Source organism: Nonomuraea dietziae (assembly GCF_014195505.1).
GTDB classification, from domain to species: Bacteria; Actinomycetota; Actinomycetes; order Streptosporangiales; family Streptosporangiaceae; genus Nonomuraea; species Nonomuraea roseola.
In genome coordinates this window covers 750408-771425 of sequence record NZ_JACIBV010000001.1, presented here as the reverse complement: position 1 = coordinate 771425, position 21018 = coordinate 750408, and the positions used below count along the sequence as shown (strand labels likewise).

At 70.9% G+C, this 21018-nt stretch carries 21 protein-coding genes; 13 read left to right on the top strand and 8 right to left on the bottom strand.

The features are described 5' to 3' along the window. Nucleotides 1-13 precede the first annotated feature (13 nt). Nucleotides 14-406, bottom strand: coding sequence for an NAD-dependent epimerase/dehydratase family protein (locus FHR33_RS03955; RefSeq protein ID WP_183643619.1), 393 nt, complete (start codon nucleotides 404-406; stop codon nucleotides 14-16). A gap of 280 nt (nucleotides 407-686) precedes the next feature. Between FHR33_RS03955 and FHR33_RS03950 the strand changes: the two genes are divergently transcribed. Further along, the gene (locus tag FHR33_RS03950) at nucleotides 687-1553 is read left to right on the top strand and encodes a helix-turn-helix domain-containing protein (RefSeq protein WP_183643616.1); all 867 of its coding nucleotides are present in this window, start codon (nucleotides 687-689) and stop codon (nucleotides 1551-1553) included. 237 nt (nucleotides 1554-1790) lie between these two features. Here FHR33_RS03950 and FHR33_RS03945 read toward each other — a convergent pair whose 3' ends face one another. Further along, complete coding sequence (locus tag FHR33_RS03945) at nucleotides 1791-2609, bottom strand: S1 family peptidase (RefSeq protein ID WP_183643613.1); 819 nt, start codon at nucleotides 2607-2609, stop codon at nucleotides 1791-1793. 64 nt (nucleotides 2610-2673) lie between these two features. On the opposite strand from FHR33_RS03945, the gene FHR33_RS49755 reads away from it, so the two are divergent. Beyond that, the gene (locus tag FHR33_RS49755; RefSeq protein WP_246451651.1) at nucleotides 2674-3162 is read left to right on the top strand and encodes a hypothetical protein; all 489 of its coding nucleotides are present in this window, start codon (nucleotides 2674-2676) and stop codon (nucleotides 3160-3162) included. On the opposite strand, the gene FHR33_RS03935 is transcribed toward FHR33_RS49755, so the two are convergent. Beyond that, nucleotides 3132-3326 carry an ATP-binding protein gene (locus FHR33_RS03935; RefSeq protein ID WP_281388285.1) on the bottom strand — a complete coding sequence of 65 codons (195 nt, stop codon included), beginning with the start codon at nucleotides 3324-3326 and terminating at the stop codon, nucleotides 3132-3134. The two genes, FHR33_RS49755 and FHR33_RS03935, sit on opposite strands and share 31 nt — an antisense overlap. A 185-nt stretch (nucleotides 3327-3511) precedes the next feature. On the opposite strand from FHR33_RS03935, the gene FHR33_RS03930 reads away from it, so the two are divergent. Then, nucleotides 3512-3883: a DUF4345 domain-containing protein gene (locus FHR33_RS03930; protein ID WP_183643611.1), complete on the top strand. Its 372-nt coding sequence runs from the start codon at nucleotides 3512-3514 to the stop codon at nucleotides 3881-3883. A 40-nt stretch (nucleotides 3884-3923) separates the two neighbouring features. Here the strand turns inward: FHR33_RS03930 and FHR33_RS03925 are convergent, their stop codons facing one another. Next, nucleotides 3924-4805: a helix-turn-helix domain-containing protein gene (locus FHR33_RS03925; RefSeq protein ID WP_221240920.1), complete on the bottom strand. Its 882-nt coding sequence runs from the start codon at nucleotides 4803-4805 to the stop codon at nucleotides 3924-3926. An 11-nt stretch (nucleotides 4806-4816) separates the two neighbouring features. On the opposite strand from FHR33_RS03925, the gene FHR33_RS03920 reads away from it, so the two are divergent. After that, entirely contained in the window at nucleotides 4817-5209 is a 393-nt protein-coding gene (locus FHR33_RS03920; RefSeq protein ID WP_183643608.1) for a phosphopantetheine adenylyltransferase, read from the top strand. 232 nt (nucleotides 5210-5441) lie between these two features. Here FHR33_RS03920 and FHR33_RS03915 read toward each other — a convergent pair whose 3' ends face one another. Next, nucleotides 5442-6398, bottom strand: coding sequence for a helix-turn-helix transcriptional regulator (locus FHR33_RS03915; RefSeq protein ID WP_183643604.1), 957 nt, complete (start codon nucleotides 6396-6398; stop codon nucleotides 5442-5444). A gap of 89 nt (nucleotides 6399-6487) precedes the next feature. Here FHR33_RS03915 and FHR33_RS03910 point away from each other — a divergent pair, with 89 nt between their 5' ends. From FHR33_RS03910 to FHR33_RS03895, 4 genes are all read left to right on the top strand, one after another. Beyond that, nucleotides 6488-7351, top strand: a complete 864-nt coding sequence (locus FHR33_RS03910; protein WP_183643601.1) for an SDR family oxidoreductase — start codon at nucleotides 6488-6490, stop codon at nucleotides 7349-7351. A 78-nt stretch (nucleotides 7352-7429) separates the two neighbouring features. Continuing rightward, on the top strand, nucleotides 7430-8860 hold the full coding sequence (locus FHR33_RS03905) for an MFS transporter (protein WP_183643599.1): 1431 nt from the start codon (nucleotides 7430-7432) through the stop codon (nucleotides 8858-8860). Between the two features lie 220 nt (nucleotides 8861-9080). Beyond that, nucleotides 9081-10190, top strand: coding sequence for an alkaline phosphatase PhoX (locus FHR33_RS03900; protein WP_183643596.1), 1110 nt, complete (start codon nucleotides 9081-9083; stop codon nucleotides 10188-10190). A 15-nt stretch (nucleotides 10191-10205) separates the two neighbouring features. Beyond that, nucleotides 10206-11075, top strand: coding sequence for a bile acid:sodium symporter family protein (locus FHR33_RS03895; protein WP_183643593.1), 870 nt, complete (start codon nucleotides 10206-10208; stop codon nucleotides 11073-11075). Here FHR33_RS03895 and FHR33_RS03890 read toward each other — a convergent pair. Next, nucleotides 11041-12243, bottom strand: a complete 1203-nt coding sequence (locus tag FHR33_RS03890) for a PucR family transcriptional regulator (RefSeq protein WP_183643590.1) — start codon at nucleotides 12241-12243, stop codon at nucleotides 11041-11043. The two genes, FHR33_RS03895 and FHR33_RS03890, sit on opposite strands and share 35 nt — an antisense overlap. A gap of 181 nt (nucleotides 12244-12424) precedes the next feature. Here FHR33_RS03890 and FHR33_RS03885 point away from each other — a divergent pair, with 181 nt between their 5' ends. Next, nucleotides 12425-13588 (top strand): MFS transporter, encoded by a 1164-nt coding sequence (locus tag FHR33_RS03885; protein ID WP_312895352.1) that lies wholly within the window; start codon nucleotides 12425-12427, stop codon nucleotides 13586-13588. A 42-nt stretch (nucleotides 13589-13630) separates the two neighbouring features. Here the strand turns inward: FHR33_RS03885 and FHR33_RS03880 are convergent, their stop codons facing one another. Then, on the bottom strand, nucleotides 13631-14284 hold the full coding sequence (locus FHR33_RS03880) for a class I SAM-dependent methyltransferase (RefSeq protein ID WP_183643587.1): 654 nt from the start codon (nucleotides 14282-14284) through the stop codon (nucleotides 13631-13633). Between the two features lie 111 nt (nucleotides 14285-14395). On the opposite strand from FHR33_RS03880, the gene FHR33_RS51550 reads away from it, so the two are divergent. From FHR33_RS51550 to FHR33_RS03865, 3 genes are all read left to right on the top strand, one after another. Continuing rightward, nucleotides 14396-14953: a TetR/AcrR family transcriptional regulator gene (locus FHR33_RS51550; RefSeq protein ID WP_183643584.1), complete on the top strand. Its 558-nt coding sequence runs from the start codon at nucleotides 14396-14398 to the stop codon at nucleotides 14951-14953. A 128-nt stretch (nucleotides 14954-15081) separates the two neighbouring features. Continuing rightward, the gene (locus FHR33_RS03870) at nucleotides 15082-17547 is read left to right on the top strand and encodes a 3-keto-alpha-glucoside-1,2-lyase-like domain-containing protein (protein WP_183643582.1); all 2466 of its coding nucleotides are present in this window, start codon (nucleotides 15082-15084) and stop codon (nucleotides 17545-17547) included. A gap of 151 nt (nucleotides 17548-17698) precedes the next feature. Next, nucleotides 17699-19054 carry an FAD-binding oxidoreductase gene (locus tag FHR33_RS03865; protein ID WP_183643579.1) on the top strand — a complete coding sequence of 452 codons (1356 nt, stop codon included), beginning with the start codon at nucleotides 17699-17701 and terminating at the stop codon, nucleotides 19052-19054. Between the two features lie 44 nt (nucleotides 19055-19098). On the opposite strand, the gene pdxR is transcribed toward FHR33_RS03865, so the two are convergent. Beyond that, complete coding sequence (pdxR, locus tag FHR33_RS03860) at nucleotides 19099-20538, bottom strand: MocR-like pyridoxine biosynthesis transcription factor PdxR (protein WP_183643576.1); 1440 nt, start codon at nucleotides 20536-20538, stop codon at nucleotides 19099-19101. A 151-nt stretch (nucleotides 20539-20689) separates the two neighbouring features. Here pdxR and FHR33_RS03855 point away from each other — a divergent pair, with 151 nt between their 5' ends. Beyond that, a complete protein-coding gene (locus FHR33_RS03855) occupies nucleotides 20690-21016 on the top strand; it encodes a dihydrofolate reductase family protein (protein ID WP_183643573.1) in 327 nt (108 codons plus the stop codon). The last annotated feature ends 2 nt before the right edge of the window (nucleotides 21017-21018 follow it).

The following is a 21018-nucleotide window of genomic DNA, read 5'->3' as shown; positions in this document are numbered from 1 at the left end:
GGTGCGGAGGCCTTTACCCCCTCTCGGTAGCTGGGCAGTGTGGGCGCCCATCCCAGTTCGGTCCTGCGCCGCCGTCCCTGGGCACCGGCAGCTTGCCGGCGCGCAGCGCGGTGACGAAGCCTTCCGAGCCGGTCAGATCGTAGAAGGCGCCGTAGCGCAGAGCGATGCCCTCGATGCCGTCCGCGGTGAACACCTGCTGCTCGGTCGCCCGCATGGCCTCCACCACGGGGTCCGCCTTGCTCCCCCGCGGCCGGCCGAACGGGTCGGCCTCGGTGAGGGGACGCGTGCCGTGGTCGACGAATCCGTGGCCCGGCACCATGGACTGCGTGAGGAACCGGCGGGCTCCGACCGCCCGCGCGGCCTCCAGCAGGTGGGCCGTGCCCGTTGTGCGCAGGGTGTTGGGCATCTCCATATCTGCGTACGTGGCCGGAGCCTTACGTCCACCGCCCGCAGCAGTGATCGCCTGAAGATGCCGAGGAGCGGGACGTCGCTGCCGTGGCCGCCGAGATGCCGGTGCACGAAATGCGTCATCGTGTGCAGGCCGCTGGCCACCACGAAGCCGGCCAGCGCCACGACGCACGTCCGACCAGATCAGGGCGAACAGCAGAGTGGCGCGGGCGCCAGAAGGTGCACTTTCTGCACGACTCGTGCATAGTGCTGCACGACTCTTACAACGAGGAGGCCGCGTGCGTCTCACCGCGCCGCAGGAGCGTCTCTATCTGGACCTCCTGCAGGGTTCATACCGGTCGGACCCGGCAGATGAGACGCTCCACGAGCTCCAGGCGCTGGGGTACGTGGATGAGGACCTCGTGGCGGTCCCGCCGCCCGTGGCGATGGACCGGCTCATCCGGCAGCGGCTGGAGGAGACCTCGCATGAGCTTCACCGGCTGAACTCGCTCTGGGGGCTGCTGGCCCACCCTCAGGGAGGCGTGGCGGAGTCCATGGAGCGCATCGAAGGCGTCGACGCCGTCAACCGACGCATCCAAGCCTTCCGCGCCAGGTCGACGGTGCAGACCCTGAAGACCGCGCCGAAACGCGGCAGGGGCACTCCCGAGGAGATCAGCGAGTTCCGGGCGAGGCTCGCGCGCGGCCTGCGCAGCCGGACTGTCATCCCGGCCGCGGCCCTGACCGCCCCCGAGCAGCTTGCCTACGCACATGCGCAGCATGCTCTCGGCGACCTGCACCGGATCGTCGAGGTGTCACCGCGGAGCATGGTCATCCTTGACGGCACGGTGGCCTTCGTCCGGATCGACCCTGACGACTACGCGGCAGGGGCGATGATGATCCGCCATCCGGGCATCGTCGCCACCCTCGGCGATCACTTCGAACACATCTGGGCCCGGGCCCGCGACCTCGGCGAGCCGTCCCTCACCCCGATCGAGCAGCGTGTCCTGCAGGCCCTGGCCACCTACAGCAAGGACGAACTGTCCGCGCGGGCGGTGAACGTCTCGGTACGCAAGTTCCGTGCTCACGTCGCCGACCTGATGGCACGCCTGGGCGCCGCCAACCGCTTCCAGGCGGCGCTCCTGGCACGCGAGCGCGGCTGGATCTGACCGGAGAAGCCGCCACGAACGACTACGGTCAGACGGCCTTCCCGAGGAAGGGAAGACCGCCGATCTGCTGTCCGGACCCCGCCGCTGCTGCGACGAGAGCGGAGGAGCAGACGCGTGCCTACCGCCAGGCATGTTCGCCCGCGCCTCGCCTGCGCATGCGAGGAGTGCGAGGTCTCGCACTCCTCGCTCTCCAAGCCGTGCGTGCCCGGTCCGTCACCTGGCCTGCGGGGCCGCGGCTCAGCTGTTCGCGCGGATGGTCTTGTTGATCCAGTCGCTGTAGGCGGGCACGTTGGTGTAGAGGCCGGGACCCTGCTCGCAGGAGGGGCTCTTGGCGCCGGGGCCGGAGGTGACGCCGATCAGCTCCCAGCGGCCGCCGCGGCCGCGCTGGATCTGGGGGCCGCCGGAGTCGCCGTTGCAGGCCATGGCCTTGGGCTTCTGGCTGACCGTGCACAGGCGGGTGTCATCGGCGAAGCCGGGGCCGCACTCGGACAGTGCGCCGCGGCGGGTGTCGAGCTGGCGCAGTTTCTCGGCCATCTTCCAGTCAGCCGGGTTGGTGCTGAACGTGGTGATGCCGAAGCCGAGGATCCGGGTCGGCGTGCCGGGCCTGCCCGCCCGGTCGGCGATCTTGATGGGTTTGATGCTGACCGGGCGGTCGAGGCGGACCAGCGCGATGTCGTTCTTGTTCGGCGCATTCTGGACGTAGTTCGGGTGCAGGAACGCCTGCGCGATCTTGCGGACGGCGCCGCCGGACTTGCGCTCGTCGCTGCCGATGCGCACCGTCCCCTTCGGGATCGAGCCGATCTCCATGTCGAGGCAGTGCGCCGCGGTCACGACCCACTGCGGGTTGATCAGGGCCGCGCCGCAGTTGCCGTCCGTGAGGCCCATGAGAGGGGCCGTGATCGGGATGGTCGCCATGAAGGGGTAGGGCTCGGTGGGCTTGGAGCCGTTGATGATCGCTCCGGCGCTCCCGGCGGTGGCTGCGAGGCAGGCCGCGCCGGCCAGCGCGACGACGGCGGAGCGGGAGGCGATACGGCGCAACGAGGTGGTGCCAGACACGGGTGAAGCCCTTCATCGGTTGTTTGTGATGTTATGAAGCTATGTGTCCGGCTTTGTCGGGGTAATGACGCCAACAGGCCACCACGCGGTAGGGATAACCCCACCCGACCAGGGCGGATGCGCCCAACGATGCGCGACCCGCAGGGAGTCGGCCGCCCTCGCGCCTGAGCAGGCAGGGCGAGTACATGGCCAAGCGCCCCGGAGTGCGCCCGGGCCGACTGGACGTGCTGTCAACAACGCCGACGGCATCGCCGACCCCAGCCTGCTCGCCCGCGCCGCGCTGCCCCAGCTGCGCCGCACCGCCGGCTCCATCGTGAACGTCTCCAGCGCCTACGGCCACCGGCCGCTGCCCGGCGGCGCCCACTACGAGGAAGTCGCCGTGAGGATCCTGCGTCTGGCCGATCCCGCCGCCACCTGGCTGACCGGGCAGATCCTCACCATTGACGGCGGCTGGAACTCACCCGATGCGACCGGTGAGGCCATTCCTTCGCACGATGACGAGGGCCTGCCCTACGTCCCGACTCAAGATCGGTTCGCCCTCGGCTCCGTATAGCCCAGCAGCTTGGCGGCCAGCGTGTACTTCACCCGGATTCCGGCCATCGCAGCCTCGGTACCCAGCGCGATCAGCAGGTGCGACCTGCCGGTGCCCGAGTCGCCGATCAGGCACAGCGGCATGCCCTTCTTCACCCACTCGCTGGTGGACAGCGTGTACGGCAGCCGGGTCGATGCCCTTGTCAGGTCAAGGCCGGCGTAGGTGTCCAGCCAGGACGCGGACGCGGTCGGACAGGCCCCGTCGCACGAACCGAGTGAAGGGCCGTCATGGCAGGTTCGTGAAAGCCGCGTGTGACATCCCGCGTCATCCTCGTTCTGAACACACTGTTGCCCACTCAGGGAGGACCCCTATGACGGCTGCCGTGATCGCTGTGGTGGCGGTCTTCTTCCTCGCAATGGGCGTGTACGGTCTCGTCGCGCCCACCGCACTGATCAGACCTTTCCGGATCGTCGCCGACTCGGCCGAGGCCCGGACCGAGATCCGCGCCGTGTATGGAGGTTACGGTGTGGCCGTCGCCGGGTTGCTGATGGTGGCGGCGGCCGATGCCGGCGGGATCCGGCGGAGCGTCGTCACCGCCGTCGCCGTGTCCCTATGGGGAATGGCCTTCGGGCGGCTCGTGGCGCGGGCGGTCGAGCGGCTTCCGGCGTTCTATCCGTCCTGGCTGTACTTCTGGGTGGAGATCGTTGGCGGCGGCGCGCTGCTGGCCGCCGGCGGCTGGTAGACGGTGTCCGGAGGCGATTGATCTGGACACGTGGTGCCGGTCAGCCGCTCTTCCTTGGTACGCCTGTCGGTCCTGGATCCAGAGACCGGATCGTCAGGCCACCGGAGAGCAAGGCGCTCGGGGTAAGACCGAACATGGCATGGAATGCGGTGCTGAAATGGGACGGACTGGCGAAGTAACCGTCTGCCGCGGCCCGGGTGAGGTTGTGCCCTGCTGCCAGTGCCCGAGCGGCTCGGTGCATCTGGGCCCACAAGCGGAACCGCCGGTAGGAGGTGCCGGTATTGTCCCTGAACAGCCGCAGGAAGCGGGACTCCGACAGCCCCAGCTCTTCGGCCAGAAAGACGGCCGGCAACGGCTGGTCGGCACCGAGCAGGCGCTGGATGGCGAGGCCGACCCGCGGGTCAGTGAACGACGTCGCGTCGTAGCCGGTCGCTTCGGCGACCCACGTGGTGATCTGCCCGGGGGGGCTGTGCACGGAAAGTCGGGCCGCTTGAGCGAGGACGGCGGCCTCGGCCTCGTGCCGGACCAGGACATCCCGGTCGCCTGCGGTGAATTTGACGCGGCACGCCGCGTCCGAGGCCGAACCCGGGTCGAGATAGAGGAACACCATACGGTCGCCACCCGCGGTGATGTGGTTTCGCACCCGTGGCGCGATGAGAGCGGTCCGCGCCGGCAATGCGCCGGCGGGCGCACGTTGGACGACGAAGGGCGCGTCCACACCTACGGCAAGGCACGACACCGCGCCGGAGTGCGGCCCGAGCCGTAGCGACGGCCCCGCGTACAGAGCACCGCCCGGCCACAGCCACACCGCCGCTCCGATCACCGGCGTGGGCGGAACCTTCGCCGTGGCCGCAGCACGACGGGTCCATGGAAGCACTGACATCGGCGCCCCCTGCGCGCTTGCCGGATCGAAAACGTTCAATGGAGGATACGATGCGCCTGTCTGCCCACGTGATCGGGATGCTGTTGTTCGGCGCTGTGGGATTGCTCAACGTCCTGCCGGGACTCATCGCGCTGATGCCCTCGAAACTGGCCACCGCCTACGGTGTCATCACCGACGACCCCACCAGCACCCTGCTCCTCCGCCACCGTGCGGTGATGCTGGCCCTGCTTGGGGGCGCACTCCTGGTGGCGGCCTTCCTGCCGGCCCTGCGGATACCGGTGCTGATCGCAGCCGCGGTCGGCAAACTGTCGTTCATCGCCCTGGTGTCCGCGTCCCCAGACGCGCACGCGAAACTGACCTCAGTCGCACTCGCCGATGTGATGGCGCTCGTCGCGCTCGCGGCGGCCGCCATCCTCACCCGCGCATGGACGGCGCGAGCGTAGAGCGGTACCAGCGTGCACAGGAGGTCGGCGCAGGCCTGCGTGACCCCTCCCCACCGGGTGGTGGCTGGCTAGCGCCCCATGGTGGCTGAGCCGAGGCCCCTACCCCCAGCTGAGCTCAGCAGGCGACGCTGCATGCGCGTGGGCTCCCATGGGTGAGGTGTGGGTTCGCAGAACTGAAAGCATCAGCCAGCCTGTCAACGGCGCAGCGGAACCACCAGCGGGACGTGACCTGCTAGGCGGTGCCTGCGCGCAGGAAGAGCCCGCCCAGGTCGCGCAGGTGGTGGCGGAACTCGGGGGGATGGATGACGTCGAATCGCGCGCCCACCGCGGCGAGGATGAGCACCGGCCAGTCGAAGGCGTCCACCTGCAGGCGCAGGCGGCAGGAGTGGTCGTCGACGGGCTCCACCTGGCCGCCGGTGACGGCGACGACCTGCTCGACCGCGCCGGCCGGGGCGTGGAGGAGGACGGTGATGTCGTGCCGGGTAGGGCGGGAGCCGAGCCGTTCGGCGACGAAGGCGGCGGCGTCGGCGGCGGGCAGGTCGCGCGGGCGGAAGCGGGCTCCGGTGGCGGCCGGGTCGGTGAGGCGGTCGAGGCGGAAGACGCGCCAGTCCGCGCGGTCGAGGTCCCAGGCGACCAGATACCAGCGGCGCTTGAGCGAGACAAGACGGTGCGGCTCGACCAGCCGGGTGGTCGGCTCGCCGGACGGGGTGGCATAGGTGAAGGTGAGCCGTTCGTCATCGCGGCACGCCTGGGCGATCACGGTGAGCGTGGCGGCGTCGACCTGCGGGCCGTCCGCCGGGGCGGTGACCGTGTAGGCCCGCAGGGCATCCACGCGGCGGCGCAGACGGGGAGGCATCACCTGCACGACCTTGGTCAGGGCGCGCAGCGAGGTCTCCTCCATGCCTTCGACGGTGCCACCTGCGGCGGTGCGCAGGCTGACCGCGATGGCGACGGCCTCCTCGTCGTCGAGCAGCAAAGGCGGCATCGCCGTACCGGATCGCAGCTGGTAGCCGCCGGCGACGCCGCGGCTGGCGTGGACCGGGTAGCCCAGCTCGCGCAGCCGGTCGATGTCGCGGCGCAGAGTGCGCTCGCTCACGGCGAGCCGGTCGGCCAGATCCAGGCCGGGCCAGTAGCGGTGGGTTTGCAGCAGGGACAGCAATCGCAGCATGCGGGAGCTCGTGTTCGCCATGCGCCCAGAATCCCTCACATTCCGGCCAGGAAGTGACCGGAATCGACTCTAGCGTTGCCTTCGTGAACGACACGGCGGAAGGAACGCACATGAAGATCTTGGTCACTGGGGCGACGGGAATCGTCGGCCGCCACGTGGTGGACCAGCTCGTGCAGGCGGGTGTGAGCGTACGGGCGCTGACCCGCAACCCCGCGGCGGCCCAGCTGCCGCCGCAGGTGGAGGTCGTCGAGGGAGATCTGACCGCGCCCGCCGGCATGGCCGCCGCGCTGGAGGGCGTGGAACAGATGTACCTGTTCTCGGTGGCCGACAGCGCGCGCGAGGTCGTCACGCTGGCCAGGCAGGCGGGGGTACGGCGCATCGTGGTGCTGTCGGCGGCGTCGGTGACCGCGGGCCTGCACACCAACCCGGTGGAGCAGGCGGTCGAGGAGTCCGGGATGGAGTGGACGCACGTGCGGCCGTGCGGGTTCATGACGAACATGCTGCAGATCTGGGCGCCGTCCATCCGGGCCGAGCGGGTGGTGCGCTACCCCTTCGCCGACGAGCCGATGAACCTGATCCACGAGGCCGACATCGCCGCCGTCGCGGTGGCCGCGCTGCTGGAGGACGGTCACCACGGCAGGGCCTACACCCTGACGGGGCCCGGCCTGGTCACCGTGCGCGAGCAGGTCGCGGCCATCGCCGAGGCGCTCGGCGAACCCGTCCGCTATGAGGAGGTCAGTCGCGAGCGTGCCCGTGAGCTGATGAAGGCCCAGGGAGGGTTCGCCGCCGAGTCGGCCGACCTCATGCTGGGCTTCGTCGAGTACGGCGGCGAGGCAGCCGGCGGCGCCGACGGCTACGCCGAGCAGGACTGGTCGGCGCTGATGCGGGTCTGGCCGGACGTGGAGCAGGTCACCGGCCGCGCCCCGCGCGGCTACGCCGAATGGGCCCGCGACCACCTCGCCGACTTCCGCTGACCGTCACCCACCTGCCTGGGCGTCCTCTCTCCTCCTCGGACGGGACGCCCCTCCTTCGCACAGTATGGGAACTCTTTGATGACCGACCCCCTGACACTGCCGGCGACGCCCCCGGCCGCCCTCGCGCCCTACCGCCGACGGTGGCCGGCTCTGGCGGTGATCCTCGCCGGCTCGGTGATGGAAATGCTGGACTCCACCGTCACCAGCATCGCCGGCCCTACCATCCGAGCCGAACTCGGCGGCGGCACCTCCCTGATCCAATGGCTGGGGGTGGCCTACGCCCTGGCCATGACCGCCGGCCTGCTGGTCGGCGGCAGGCTGGGCGACATCGCCGGTCGACGGCGCATGTTCCTCATCGGTGCCGGCGGCTTCGTGGCCGGCTCCCTGCTGTGCGCGGCCGCGACCGGGCCGGAGGTGATGATCGCCGCTCGGGCGATGCAGGGCCTGTTCGGGGCCTGCATGATCCCGCAGGGGCTCGGCATGCTGAAGGAGATGTTCCCGCCCAGGGAACTGCAGGCGGCCTTCGGTGCGATGGGCCCGGTCATGGGGCTGTCGTCGGTGGGCGGCCCGACCTTGGCGGGGTGGCTGGTCGACGCCGACCTTCTCGGCACCGGCTGGCGCATGATCTTCCTGATCAACCTGCCCATCGGCTTGGCGCTCCTCATCGCCGCGATCGCGTTCCTGCCTGCCGGCCGTCCGGCCCCAGGAGTCCGGCTCGACCTGCCCGGCGCGGTCCTCGCCTCCGGCGGAGCACTGCTGCTGATCTTCCCGCTGGTACAAGGCCGCGAGTACGGCTGGCCGGCCTGGACCTTCGCGATGGTGGCGGCCTCCGTCGCGGTGTTCACCGCCTTCGGATGGCACGAGGTGCGCAAGAGCCGCAGCGGCGGCGACCCTCTGATCATGCCCAGTCTGTTCCGCAAGCGAGCCTTCCTCGGCGGCATGGCCACCGGGACGATCTACTTCGCCGCCTTCTCCGGGTTCGGCCTGGTCTTCAACCTGCACCTCCAACTCGGCCTCGGCTTCAGCCCGCTGCGGGCCGCCGTGGCGGGCATACCCCTGTCCGTCGGCATGGCCGTCGGCATGGGCGTGGTCCAGGCAGTCATGCGTCATGGCCGGAAGGTCTTGCACGCCGGAGCCGTGACGATGACCGCCGGCGTCCTGGGCCTGGTGCCGGCGCTGGACTCGCAGGCCGGATTCTGGCAGCTCGCTCCGGCGCTGCTCATCACCGGGATCGGGGCCGGGCTGGTCATGGGACCCTACTTCGACATCGTGCTGGCCGGTGTCGACCCGCACGAGACCGGCTCCGCCTCCGGCACCCTCACCACCCTGCAGCAGGTCGGCGGCGCACTGGGAACAGCCGTACTCGGGACCGTGTTCTTCAGCGGGCTCAGCGCCGGCCCCGCCGCGATCTCCGACGCGCTCTGGACTGTCGCCGCGATGATCGCGCTGACCTTCCTGGCCGGCTTCCTTCTGCCCAGATACGCCCGCCAGGCGGAACCCGCCTCCTGACAGATCGCCGAGGCCGTATGCGCCGCACTTCCGACAGATTCTGGTTGATCTGCGGAAACGCGAGCCGCGTGGGGGTGGGTCAGCGGCTGCCCCCTGCCAGGATCGCAGGGACGCCCCTCACCGCGACACCATGCCTTTGTGACGGGTCACAGCAATGGCCGCCCCGGTTTGCCACCTGGCCCAGTTCACAGATGCGCGAGCCCCCCTCAGGGTGTGTGCCATGCAGCGACGTGCCTTCCTCCTGACCGTGTCCGCCGCCGCCTTGTCCGGCTCCCTCTGGCAGGAGGCCGCCATGGCCGCCGCCGGTGCGAGCCCGTACGGCCCGCTCGGCCCCGCCGACGCCAACGGCGTCGCCCTGCCGTCCGGCTTCACCAGCAGGATCGTGGCCAGGTCGGGCCGGCCGGTCGGCGGCCTGCTGTGGCACCCCGCGCCCGACGGGGGCGCCTGCTTCCCCGACGGCACCGGCTGGATCTACGTCTCCAACTCCGAGATCCCGCTCGCCGGCGGCGCCTCGGCGATCAGGTTCGCCGCCGACGGCTCGATCACGCGGGCCTACCGCATCCTCAGCGGCACCAACCTCAACTGCGCCGGCGGCGCCACCCCGTGGGGCACCTGGCTGTCGTGCGAGGAGATCTTCCGCGGCAAGGTCTACGAGACCGACCCGTACGGCGCCCGCCCCGCGCAGCCGCGCAACGCGATGGGCAGGTTCAAGCACGAGGCCGCCGCCTGCGATCCCGACCATCGCGTCGTCTACCTGACCGAGGACGAGCAGGACGGCTGCTTCTACCGCTTCCGCCCCACGACCTGGGGCGAGCTGTCGAGCGGCCGCCTCGAGGTGCTGTGCGAGGGACCTGTCTGGCGTGAAGTCCCCGACCCGACGCCGGGCGTGCTGCAGCGGCAGACCCGCCACCAGGTGAGCCAGGCCCTGCACTTCGACGGCGGCGAGGGCTGCCACTACGCGGGCGGCGTCTGCTACTTCACCGCCAAGGGAGATCGCAAGGTCTGGGCCTACGACGCGCGGACGGGCACACTGGGTTCGATCTACGGCGGCGGCGGCACGCTCGACGGCGTCGACAACATCACCGGCACCCGCGCGGGCGACCTCTACGTGGCCGAGGACGGCGGAAACATGGAGATCAACATCATCACGCCCGACGGCGTCGTCGCGCCCGTGCTCCGCCTCGACGGCCACAGCAGATCGGAGATCACCGGCCCCGCCTTCTCCCCCGACGGCTCCCGCCTGTACTTCTCCTCCCAACGCGGCACCAGCGGCGAGACGGCGGGCACGGGCGGCATCACCTACGAGGTCACCGGCCCCTTCCGCCGCTAACGACAGGAACCCCCCATGAGCCTTGCCGCTGTCCTGCTGCCCATCGCCCTGGCCGTCATCATGTTCGGTCTCGGACTCGGGCTGGCGCCCGCCGACTTCCGCCGCGTGCTGCAGTACCCGAAGGCCAGCGTCATCGCGCTGGCCTGCCAGGTGCTCGTGCTGCCGGCCGTGTGCCTCGCACTCGTCCTGCTGTTCGGGCTGCCGCCGGTGCTCGCCGTCGGCATGATGCTGCTGGCCGCCTCGCCCGGCGGGACCACCGCCAATCTCTACAGCCATCTGTTCGGCGGGGACGTGGCGCTCAACGTGACGCTCACCGCGATCAACTCCGTGCTGGCCGTCTTCACGCTGCCGCTGATCACCAACCTGTCGATCGGCTTCTTCGGCGCCGAGGCGGGCACGCTCGGGCTGCAGTTCGACAAGAGCGTGCAGGTGTTCGCGATCGTCCTGGTGCCCGTGGCGATCGGCATGCTGGCCAGGGCCAGGTTCACCGCCTTCGCCGAGCGCATGCACACCCCCGTGAAGATCACCTCGGCGGTGATCCTGGCCCTGGTGATCGTCGCCTCGGTGCTCCAGGAGCTCGACAACATCGGCGGCTACATCCGCGACGTCGGCTTGATCACGCTGCTGTTCAGCGTCGTCAGCCTCGCCGTTGGCTACTGGGCGCCCAGGCTGGCGCGGGTCGGCAGGCGTCAGGCGATCGCCTCCTGCATGGAGATCGGCATCCACAACGCGACGCTGTCCATCACCGTGGCGGCGGGTCTGCTCGCCAACACGCAGATGGCCATCCCCTCGGCGACCTACGGCGTGCTCATGTTCTTCACCGCCGCGGTCGCGGGCTTCCTGCTCAGGGCTAGGAAGGAGGAGCCTGTCGCGGCCGGTTCATGACGCGGCGCGCGGCCAGCGCCGCGCCGATGCTCTGCAGCTGCGCGGGGTCCACGGGGTCGAGTCCGGTCAGCGCGACGGCCCTGCGCAGCCGGTAGTCGACGGTGTTGGGGTGCACGTGCAGTCGCTCGGCCGTCCGCCGCCTGTCCAGGCCCGTCTCCAGGTAGACGGTGAGCGTCTGGAGCAGGTCGGGGTTGTCGGTGAGCGGGTCGAGCAGCCTGGCCAGGCCGCTCACCGCCTCGCTCGGCCTGGTCAGCTGATACTCCAGCAGCACGTCGGCCAGCCGGTAGAGGCCAGGCGGATGGTGGAACAGGTGCACCACGTCGAGCACCTCCTGGGTCAGCCTGGCCGCCGCCGCCACCCGCTCGGGCGGCGCGACCTCGCCCGCCGCGCGTACCTGCGCACCCGCCGCCTCGCAGATCGCCGCGACCAGCGCGCCCGCCGAGTCCCACGTGAGCTCGGGCACGAGGATCAGCCCGCCGGTGAGGTCGAGCAGCGACAGCACCGGCTCGGCGGAGAACCTCTGCGTCGCCTCGCGCACGCGGTGCAGCCTGCGTCGCGCGGCGGTCGTGGCAGAGCGCTCGTCCGGGTGGGCGTCCAGAGTCACCGACAGCACCAGGTAGCGGGCTGACAGCCTGATCCCGGTGGTGGCCTGCGGTTCGCCGCTGAGCAGGGCGGAGATGGCGGCGTGTCTGGCGTGCTGCTCCTGCCGTAGGAGGCTCTCGCGTTCGTGCCGGTAGGCCGCGCAGACGGCGGCGGTGACGGCCTCGGTGTAGCCGAGCATCAGCCGTCCGGCCGCCAGCGCGTCGGCCAGGTCCTCGGGGGCGGCCCCGGCCAGCACGTGGTCCCAGATCCGGCCCGCGCCCCGATGGTAGGCGGCCAGGATCGCCTCGAGCGGCACTCCTTCCTGCGCTCTGCGGACGGCCGAGGCGCGCAGCGGCGCCAGCTCGGCCGTCGTCGGCGCCCGCCGCTCACGCAGCAGCCTGGCCACCAGGCGCAGGTTCAGCTCGGTGATCTGGATGATGTCGCTCGTGAGCTCCTCGTCGGGTAACTCCCTGTAGAAGGGGATTTCGGCGACGAAGCCGCGGACCAGCTCGCGGGCGAGCCTGCCCGCCTGCCCGTCCAGGATCTCGTGGACGGCGCGCCCCGCCAGGCGCAGTGGTTCGGGCATCGGCCGCTCCCAGGTGTCACGACGACACCCCAGAATGCCCTTTCTGTCGCGATCGGGACAGCCGTCTCCGTCCTCCCGCTGACGGTGAGGTCTCAATCCCGCCAGCGCCCCACGGTCCTGAACCGCTGAAGTGGAGCACGTGTCCACTTCAACCTCAACCACTGCCGGGGACCTCTCCGCCGTGCGCTCGCCGCTGATCGGCTGGCTGGCCGTCGTCTCGGTGATGCTGGGAATCTTCTCGATCGTCACCGCGGAGATCCTGCCGATCGGCCTGCTGACCTCCATCGGCTCTGACTTCGAGATCTCCGACGGGGCGGCGGGGCTGATGATGACGATGCCGGGCATCCTGGCCGCGGTCGCCGCCCCCGCCGTCACCGTCGCGACGGGACGGCTCGACAGGCGCTTCATGCTGTGCGCGCTGATGCTCCTGCTCGCCGTCGCCAACTTCCTGGCCGCCGCCGCCACCTCCTATGGGGTCATGGTGGTGTCCAGGGTGCTGGTCGGACTGGTCATCGGCGGGTTCTGGTCGATCGGCGCGGGCCTGGCCGCCCGCCTGGTGCGACCCGCGCACGCCGGCACCGCGACCGCGGTGATCTTCTCGGCGGTCCCCCTGGGCTCCGTGCTCGGCGTGCCCGCGGGCACTCTCGTCGGGCACCTGGCGGGCTGGCGGGCGACCTTCGTCATCATGGGGGTGCTGACCGTCGCGATCCTCGTGGCGCTGGCCGTCCTGCTCCCGCCGCTGCCGGCCGAACACGTGACCAGGCTGAGTGTCCTGACCGGGCTGCTGCGCGACAGCGGCGTGCGGGCGGGGCTGGTGCTGACCTTCCTGGTCGTGCTGGCCCACTTCGGCACCTACACCTATGTGACCCCCTTCCTGCAGCAGGTCACAGGCGCCGGCCCCGGCGTGGTCACGGCCTTCCTGCTGGTGTACGGCGTCGCCGGCATCGCGGGCAACTTCGTCGCGGGAGCCACGGCGAGGCGTGCGCTCGGGGCGACGTTCGCCGTGAGCGGTGGCCTGATCGCCTGCGCGACCCTGCTGCTGCCCCTGCTCGGGACCAGCCACCTGGGCGCGCTTGCACTGCTGGTGGTGTGGGGCCTGGCCTACGGCGCGGTGCCCGTCTGCTCGCAGACCTGGTTCGCGGCCTCGGCGCCGCACGCGACGGAGGCGGCCACCATCATGTTCACCTCCTCCTTCCAGGCGACCATCGCCGTCGGCGCCCTGCTCGGGGGTGTGGTGGTCGACGCCGCCTCGCCCTCGGCGGTCATGACGTTCGGCGGCGCGGTCGCCGTCCTCATGGTGCTGTGCGCCTGGGCTGCTGCCCGGCCACGTCGCGAAGGGATCTGACAGGAGTCGGGCGCTCTCCCGTCGACCTGATCGTCACGCCGGTCAGGTCGAGGGCCGCAAGGCCCGGACGTAGGAGAGCATGACCGGCAGGTCGCCCTCGTCCTGGACGTGGAATCCGGCGGCCGGGATCAGGTCGCCGAGCAGGTCGTGCGGGCTGTGCCGCATCGCAGGGCCCGACACCATGCCGACGAGATGGGCGAGCAGGTGGTTGGTGGGCGGGCGGAACTCGGCGATCAGCAGACGTCCACCCGGCCGCAGCACCCGGAACATCTCCCGCAGGGCGGCACCACGCTCGGCGGCCGGGATGTGGTGGACGGCCAGGCTGGAGACCACCACGTCGAAGCCCGCGTCGGGCAGGTCGAGCGCTTGGCCCTCGCCCACCTGGTAGGAGCAGTTGCCCGGGGCGCGACGACGAGCGTGTTCGACCATGGGCGCCGACGCGTCGACGCCCGTCACCCGGCCGGCCGGACCGACGATGGGGGCCAGGATGCGGGTCAGGTAGCCGGTGCCGCAGCCGACGTCGAGGACCCGGTCACCCGGACGGACCCCGGACAGCGTGGCCAGCCGGGTGAAGATCTCACGCCGCCGTCCCAGGAAGCCGATCTCCGCGGCGAGTTCGTAAGCGCGTGGGCGATCGATCGTCCCGCCGGCATCGGCGTGCTCAGCGTGATCGTGCAGCAGCTTGCCCAGTCCCATGGATCTCTCCTCTCGAACAACCTGTTCGGTAATGCATGATGTGTTCGTTACGGTGGCGGGGTCAACAATCACTTCCGGCCGGCTGTGCGGTACCGAACAGGGGGTGGCGAAGTGCCCGGAAACCTCGACAGGCGGGTGCGGCGGACCCGGCAGGCGATCCAGCGCGCGCTGGTGGAGCTCATCTTGGAGAAGGGATATGAGGCGGTCACGGTCACCGACCTCATCGACCGCGCCGACGTCGGCCGCTCCACCTTCTACGCGCACTTCGACGGCAAGCAGGCGGTGTTGTTCTCCAACCTGTCGGAGATCGCCTTCCTGCACCCGCCGATCAGCGCCGACGGCCCGCTGTTCGCCTTCAGCCTGGCGATGTTCGAGCACGTGCTCGAGCAGCGCGACCTGGTGCGGGCGCTGCTCGGGCGGCGCAGCGGCCGGGTGGTGATGGCCCACGGCGAGCAGCTGCTGCAGGACCTCATCCGCGACGAACTGCTCGCCCGGGGCGCGGGCCGCTCGACATCGCTGGAGCTGGTGGTGACCTGCGTCGTCGGGGCGTTCATGGCCTTGCTGTCACGGTGGGTGGATGAGGAGCTCACCGCCACTCCCGCCGAACTGGACGCGGCCTTCCACGCGGCGGTGGGGCCCGGAGTGCGGGCGATGCTGGCCCAGGCGTGACCGCCGGCGGCTGCCCCGCTCGTGGCCTGAGCTTCCGATTACTGACTGTGGTAGCTTAGTCACGGAAAGTGTCGATATGCGTCTGATGCTGCGGAATCGTTGCCGGGCGCTGGCGAAAGGCGACGCCCATGGCGACGCAGACCCAAGTGACCGAGTTCTCGCGTGATGTCCTCGGACGGTACGTGTGCAACACCCTGGCCGAGGCGATGGCCAGCACAGACAGTCAGGCGACGCCGGGCGCCCGCCCGTTCGATGTCGTGGTCATCGGAGGCGGCAGCTTCGGCGCGGTGGTGGCCGCGCACATGTTCAACGTCGACGTCTCGCGCACCCACCGGATCCTCGTGCTCGAGGGTGGCCCTTTCATGCTTCCCGAGCAGGTCCAGAACCTCCCGATGCTGGGTCTGAACGTGCCCGCCGCCACGAGCATCGCCGCGCTGCGTCAAGCCGGGCAGGCGCACGTGGCACGCAACGAGGTGTGGGGACTGGCCTGGCACTCACCGGTGCCGTTCCCGGGGCTGGCCTACTGCGTGGGAGGCCGGTCGCTGTACTGGGGCGGCTGGGCGCCCCGGCCGCTGCCCGAGGAGCTGTCACCCACGGTCTGGCCGAAGGCGCTGGTGGACGACCTGGAGGACGGCCAGCTCGATACGGCAAGCCAGCAGATCGGCGTCGACCAGACCAACGACTTCATCTTCGGCCCGCTGCACAACGCCCTGCGGGAGCGTCTGCACGAGGCGGTGCGCGGGCAACGCGTACCCGGGGCGATGGACCTGGGGGCGCTCCCCCACCATCCGGCACTGCGCGACGGGCTCCCCTCACCTGCGCAGCTGGGTCAGCTGCTGGGCATGAACCCAGAGGCCGCCGGTGAGCGCGGCGCGCAGGAACTGGCGGATCAGCTGAAGCTGGAGGCCCCTTTGGCCGTGCAGGCCAGCACGCGCCCCGGGTTCTTCCCGAACAACAAGTTCAGCGCAGGACCGCTGCTGGTGCAGGCCGCCCGTGCCGCCTGGGCCGACTCGGGTGGAGACGACGCCGACAAGCGGCTGATGATCGTCCCTCGATGTCACGTGCTGCGCCTGGACACCCGCGGCAGCGAGGTCGTAGGCGTGCAGACCAGCCACGGGTATGTGCCGCTGCCGCCCGGCGGAGCGGTCGTGATCGCGCTGGGCACGATCGAAAGCACCCGGCTGGCGCTACACGCCTTCGACGCCCTGCCGGGGACCGGCCCGATCGGCAGCGGGCTGATGGCGCACCTGCGCTCCAACCTCACCATCCGGATCCCACGGGAGGCGCTGGGCCAGATCACCGAACACGAGCTCATGGCCGCGGCCCTGCTTCTCAAGGGACACGCGGTGGACGCCGACGGGCGCGAGCGCTTCTTCCACCTGCAGATCACGGCCGCCGGCCTCGGATCCCGCAGTGCGGACTCCGAGGCGGAGCTGTTCAAGAAGCTCCCTGACATCGACCTGTTCAACCGGTTCCAATCCGCCAGCGACACACACGTGGTCATCACCTTGCGCGGGATCGGTGAGATGGATCCCGACAACCCGGCCAACCAGATCCGGCTGGATCCCGAACTCGACGAGTACGGGATCCCCCGCGCGCTGGTAGAACTGTCGCCCAGCCAGGCCGACAGGCAACTGTGGGACGAGATGGACGCCTGCGCCGACGCCGCTGCCCTGGCCTTCGCCAACGGGTCACCGTTCGAGGTCCTCGACGGCACGACGTTCCGCCCGGCGGCCGCCGGACAGGCTCCCTGCGACGTGGTGCCGTTCATCCGCCGCCGCGACGGACTGGGCACCACCCATCATGAGGGCGGGACTCTGCGTCTCGGCGACGACCCGGCCGGCTCCGTCACCACCGCGGACTGCCGCCTGCACGGGGTGGACAACGCCTACGCGGCGGGCCCTGCGCTGTTCCCGCGGCTGGGCTCGCCCAACCCGATGCTCACAGGCGTCGCGCTCGCCCGCCGGCTGGCCGAACATCTCACTCCCACCCGCCGTTTCGTCGCCACCGACAACCACGAGGTGCTGTTCGACGGCACCGACATGAGCGCCTGGCGGATGGCCGGCGCCGGTCGATTCCAGATCGTGGACGGCGCGCTGCAGTCCATCCCCGGCGACGGCCTCGGCCTGCTGTGGTGCACCCGCCCCACCCCGACCGACTTCTCCTTGCGGTTGCAGTACCGCCTGACGCGCCCCGACGACAACTCGGGGATCTTCATCCGCTTCCCCGATCCCACCAGTAAGGGCTACGACAACTCCGCCTGGGTGGCGGTCGACTTCGGCTTCGAGATCCAGATCGACGACCTGGCCCGGCCCGACGGCGCCGACATGCACCGCACCGGCGCCATCCACGGAGTCGACCGTCAGACCTACACGGCGACACCGGCAAGGCCGCCCGGCAAGTGGAACGACTACGAGATCCGCGTCCGCGGCCAGGACTACACCGTGATCCTCAACGGCCGGCAGGTCACCACCTTCACCAACACCGATCCTGACCGCGGCCTGCCGACCACCATTGACGCGCCCGCCTACCTCGGCCTGCAGGCCCATACCGGGCGCGTCTGCTTCCGCAACATAAGGATCAGCGTCATCTGACCGCCATTCCGTGATCAACGCCGGCGGGCCGCTCGATCGCGGCCCACCCGTCGGCGGACCCGCGCCTCGGAGTGGTGGGCCGAATTGGTCCTCATTCGGCCTACGGGATCGGACCCTATCGGGTGTACCGATTCCTGTCAGGCTGAGAGGCATGACAACGACAGCGACTCGCTTGGCCGGCCGGCTCCTCACGCCTGGCGACGCCGGCTACGACACCGCCCGTACTGTCTGGAACGCCATGATCGACCGGCGACCACGCGTGATCGTGCGCGCGGCGGGCGTCGCCGACGTGGTCGCCGCCGTGCGGATGGGCCGGGAACTGGACCTGGAGATCGGCGTGCGCTGCGGCGGCCACAACGTCGCAGGCTTCGCCGTACCCGACGGAGGTCTCATGATCGACCTGACGCCCATGGGCGGCGTGCGGATCGACCCGGCCCGCCGCCGGGCCCGGGTGCAGGGCGGCGCGCTGCTCGGCGCGCTGGACCGGGCGTCCCAGGCCTACGGCCTGGCCACCACCGCCGGCAACGTCTCGCACACCGGCGTCGGCGGGCTCACGCTCGGCGGCGGCATGGGCTGGCTGGCCCGCCAGTACGGCCTGGCCTGCGACAACGTCGTCTCCTACACGATGGTCACCGCCGAGGGGGACGTGGTGACCGCGAGCCGCGACCAGAACCCCGACCTGTTCTGGGGCCTGCGCGGCGGTGGCGGCAACTTCGGCATCGTCACCGAGTTCGAGTTCCAGTTGCATCGCACCGGCACGAGGACGCTGCTCGCCGAGTTCGACTTCCGCGCCGAGGACGCCGTCCCGGTCATCGAGGGCTGGCGCGACCTGAACGCCGTCGCGCCCCGACAGGCGACGTTCACCGCCAGTGTCACCAGCGGTCCCGCCGGCCCGATCGCCACGCTGGGGTTCGTGTGGGTCGGCGACCCGGCCGAGGGCAGCCGGCTGCTCCCCGCGATGCGGGCGCTCGGGCGTCCGATCGCGTCGCGCGTCACCACCCCGTCGTACCTCGAACTTCAGCGACGCGAGGACTCCACCGGCGCTCACGCCTACCGCCGCTATTCCCAGGCGCACTACCTGCGGCGATTCCCCGCCGCGGCGATCGAGGCGTTCCTGCTGCGCGGCGGCGCCGACCTGAGCGCGAGCCCGCACCTGCCGGGCGTCGGCCTGCAGGCGCACGGCGGCGCGATCGCCGATGTCCCTGAAGCAGACGCGGCGTTCAGCCACCGCGGCACGATGTTCGAGTTCGGTGCCGGCTCCCGCTGGAGCGACCCGGCCGAGGACGACGCCAGGATGGGCGCCGCCCGCGCCGCCGGTGCGTCGCTCGAGCCGTACGCGAGTGGGGTGTACGTCAACTCGCTGACGGCCGACGAACTGGCCGATGGGCAGCGCGGCCTGCGGCGGGCGTACTCGGCCGCGAAGCTGGCCCGACTGACCTCGGTGAAGACCGCCTACGACCCGGCCAACGTGTTCCACCTGAACCAGAACATCCGCCCGGCACACTGATGCGCAGATCCTGGATGCGCCGCCGGCCGAGCGCCTGCGCGTGATCAGGATCCCCGTACCTCCCGGACGGCCGCCGCCAGCAGCGCGACCCCCTCGGCGATGGCGCTCTCGCCGAGGATGGCGTAGCCGAAGATGAGGCCGCCCGGTCCGGTGCCGGCGATCCGATACGGGCCCAGGCCATGGATGCCGAGCCCGTGCCGGGCTGCGGCCGTCACCACCGCCGCCTCGTCGAGGTCGGGCGGGAGCCAGGCGACCACATGCTGCCCGGCGGCGATCCCGGCCGGTTCCAGATCGGGCAGGTGAGCGCGCAGGGCGTCCAGCAGCGCGTCGCGGCGGCGGCGGTACACCGGACGCATCCGGCGCAGGTGGCGGTCGAACTCGCCGCGGGTGAGGAAGTCGGCGAACGTCAACTGGTCGATGACCGGCGAACCGCGGTCGGCGAGCACCTTCGCCGCGGCGACGTCGGCGACCAGGTGGGAAGGCACGACCAGCCAGCCGAGCCGCAACCCCGGCGCGAGCGTCTTGCTGGCCGTACCGCAGTAGACGACCTGATCGGGTGCCAGGCCCTGCATGGCGCCCACCGGCGACCGGTCGTAGCGGTACTCCGCGTCGTAATCGTCCTCGACCACGAGCGCGCCGCGGCGCTTCGCCCAGCCGATCACCTCGGCCCTCGCCGCGGCCGACAGCACTCCCCCGGTGGGCCACTGGTGCGACGGCGTGAGCACGACCGCATCGGCGTCGGCCCGATGGAGCGCATCGACCTGCACGCCGTCCGGACCCACCGGGATGCCGACCACGTCCAGACCGGCGGCGGCGGCCAGCACCCTGGCGTCGTCGTTGGACGACGGGTCCTCCAGGGCGATCCGCCTGGCGCCGTGCCGGACGAGCACCTGGATCAGCAGCGCGATGCCCTGCCCGTAGCCGCTGCAGATCACCACGTTGCCCGGGACGGACGATGTGCCGCGCACCCGGTTGAGGTAGTCGCACAGGGCCACGTGCAGCTCCGGCACGCCACGCCCGTCGAGGTAGGCGAACCGGTCGTTGGGCGTGGTGGTGAGCACGCTACGAACCGAGCGCAGCCAGGCGGCCCGCGGGAACTGCGACACGTCGGTGCGCCCGTACCCGAAGTCGACCCTGAGGCCGGCTGCGCGCGCGGCCGGCTGCGCCGTCGAAGCCGCGGAGCCCGCGCCGTCGGCGGCCGGCGGCATCGACGCGGCGACCTGGGTGTAGCCCCCCGATCGGCTGGCGAGGTAGCCCTCGGCGACGAGCTGCTGGTAGGCCTCCACGACCACCCCGCGGGAGACCCCGAGGCCGGCCGCGAGGGTGCGGCTGGGCGGCAGCGACGCGCCCGCTCGCAGCCGTCCGGCCCGGATGCCGGCGCGGATGGACGCCTCGATCTGCCGGTGCAGCGGCACCCCGGCCTCGCGGTTCAGCTCGATGAGCAGGTCCTCGGCCAGGCCCGAATTGGTCCTCGATCGGCCCACAGGATCGGACCCTATCGGCAGGTACCGATCCCTGCCAGGCTGGGTGACCTCCCGGCCCGGGCACGGAGACCGGCACCGTAGCCGAGCGACAGGCAGAGCCCTCTCCTTTCGGCAACGTCACAAACCGCAGGCAGATCGCAGGAGGCGACGAATGACCGACACCGAGCCGCAGACCGCAGGCGGGAAGGTGCTCTGGCACTTCACGATGTCACTGGACGGCTTCGTGGCAGGGCCGAACCACGAGATGGACTGGATGACCACCGGGATGTCAGCCCGCCCTGGCCTGATCGACGAGATCGACCTGCACATCGCACCGGTCCTGCTCGGCGACGGCATCCGGCTCTACGACAACCCCGGTGGTGAGCCGGTCCGCCTGCACCGGGTCGGCGAAGGCGACCCCACGGCGGTCGTGAACGTGCGGTACCGGCCCCACCTGCTCACCGGCGGGTCCCCGTCGGACGTGAAGGACGGTGCGTGAGG

Bases quoted from the DNA above. Each gene is read 5' to 3' on its own strand.
- FHR33_RS03905 (WP_183643599.1), top strand. From the start codon at position 7,430: ATGACCGACCCCCTGACACTGCCGGCGACGCCCCCGGCCGCCCTCGCG.
- FHR33_RS49755 (WP_246451651.1), top strand. From the start codon at position 2,674: ATGACGCCAACAGGCCACCACGCGGTAGGGATAACCCCACCCGACCAG.
- FHR33_RS03955 (WP_183643619.1), bottom strand. From the start codon at position 406: ATGCCCAACACCCTGCGCACAACGGGCACGGCCCACCTGCTGGAGGCC.
- FHR33_RS03930 (WP_183643611.1), top strand. From the start codon at position 3,512: ATGACGGCTGCCGTGATCGCTGTGGTGGCGGTCTTCTTCCTCGCAATG.
- FHR33_RS03895 (WP_183643593.1), top strand. From the start codon at position 10,206: ATGAGCCTTGCCGCTGTCCTGCTGCCCATCGCCCTGGCCGTCATCATG.
- FHR33_RS03855 (WP_183643573.1), top strand. From the start codon at position 20,690: ATGACCGACACCGAGCCGCAGACCGCAGGCGGGAAGGTGCTCTGGCAC.
- FHR33_RS03870 (WP_183643582.1), top strand. From the start codon at position 15,082: ATGGCGACGCAGACCCAAGTGACCGAGTTCTCGCGTGATGTCCTCGGA.
- FHR33_RS03910 (WP_183643601.1), top strand. From the start codon at position 6,488: ATGAAGATCTTGGTCACTGGGGCGACGGGAATCGTCGGCCGCCACGTG.
- FHR33_RS03890 (WP_183643590.1), bottom strand. From the start codon at position 12,243: ATGCCCGAACCACTGCGCCTGGCGGGGCGCGCCGTCCACGAGATCCTG.
- FHR33_RS03865 (WP_183643579.1), top strand. From the start codon at position 17,699: ATGACAACGACAGCGACTCGCTTGGCCGGCCGGCTCCTCACGCCTGGC.
- FHR33_RS03920 (WP_183643608.1), top strand. From the start codon at position 4,817: ATGCGCCTGTCTGCCCACGTGATCGGGATGCTGTTGTTCGGCGCTGTG.
- FHR33_RS03880 (WP_183643587.1), bottom strand. From the start codon at position 14,284: ATGGGACTGGGCAAGCTGCTGCACGATCACGCTGAGCACGCCGATGCC.
- FHR33_RS03915 (WP_183643604.1), bottom strand. From the start codon at position 6,398: ATGGCGAACACGAGCTCCCGCATGCTGCGATTGCTGTCCCTGCTGCAA.
- FHR33_RS03900 (WP_183643596.1), top strand. From the start codon at position 9,081: ATGCAGCGACGTGCCTTCCTCCTGACCGTGTCCGCCGCCGCCTTGTCC.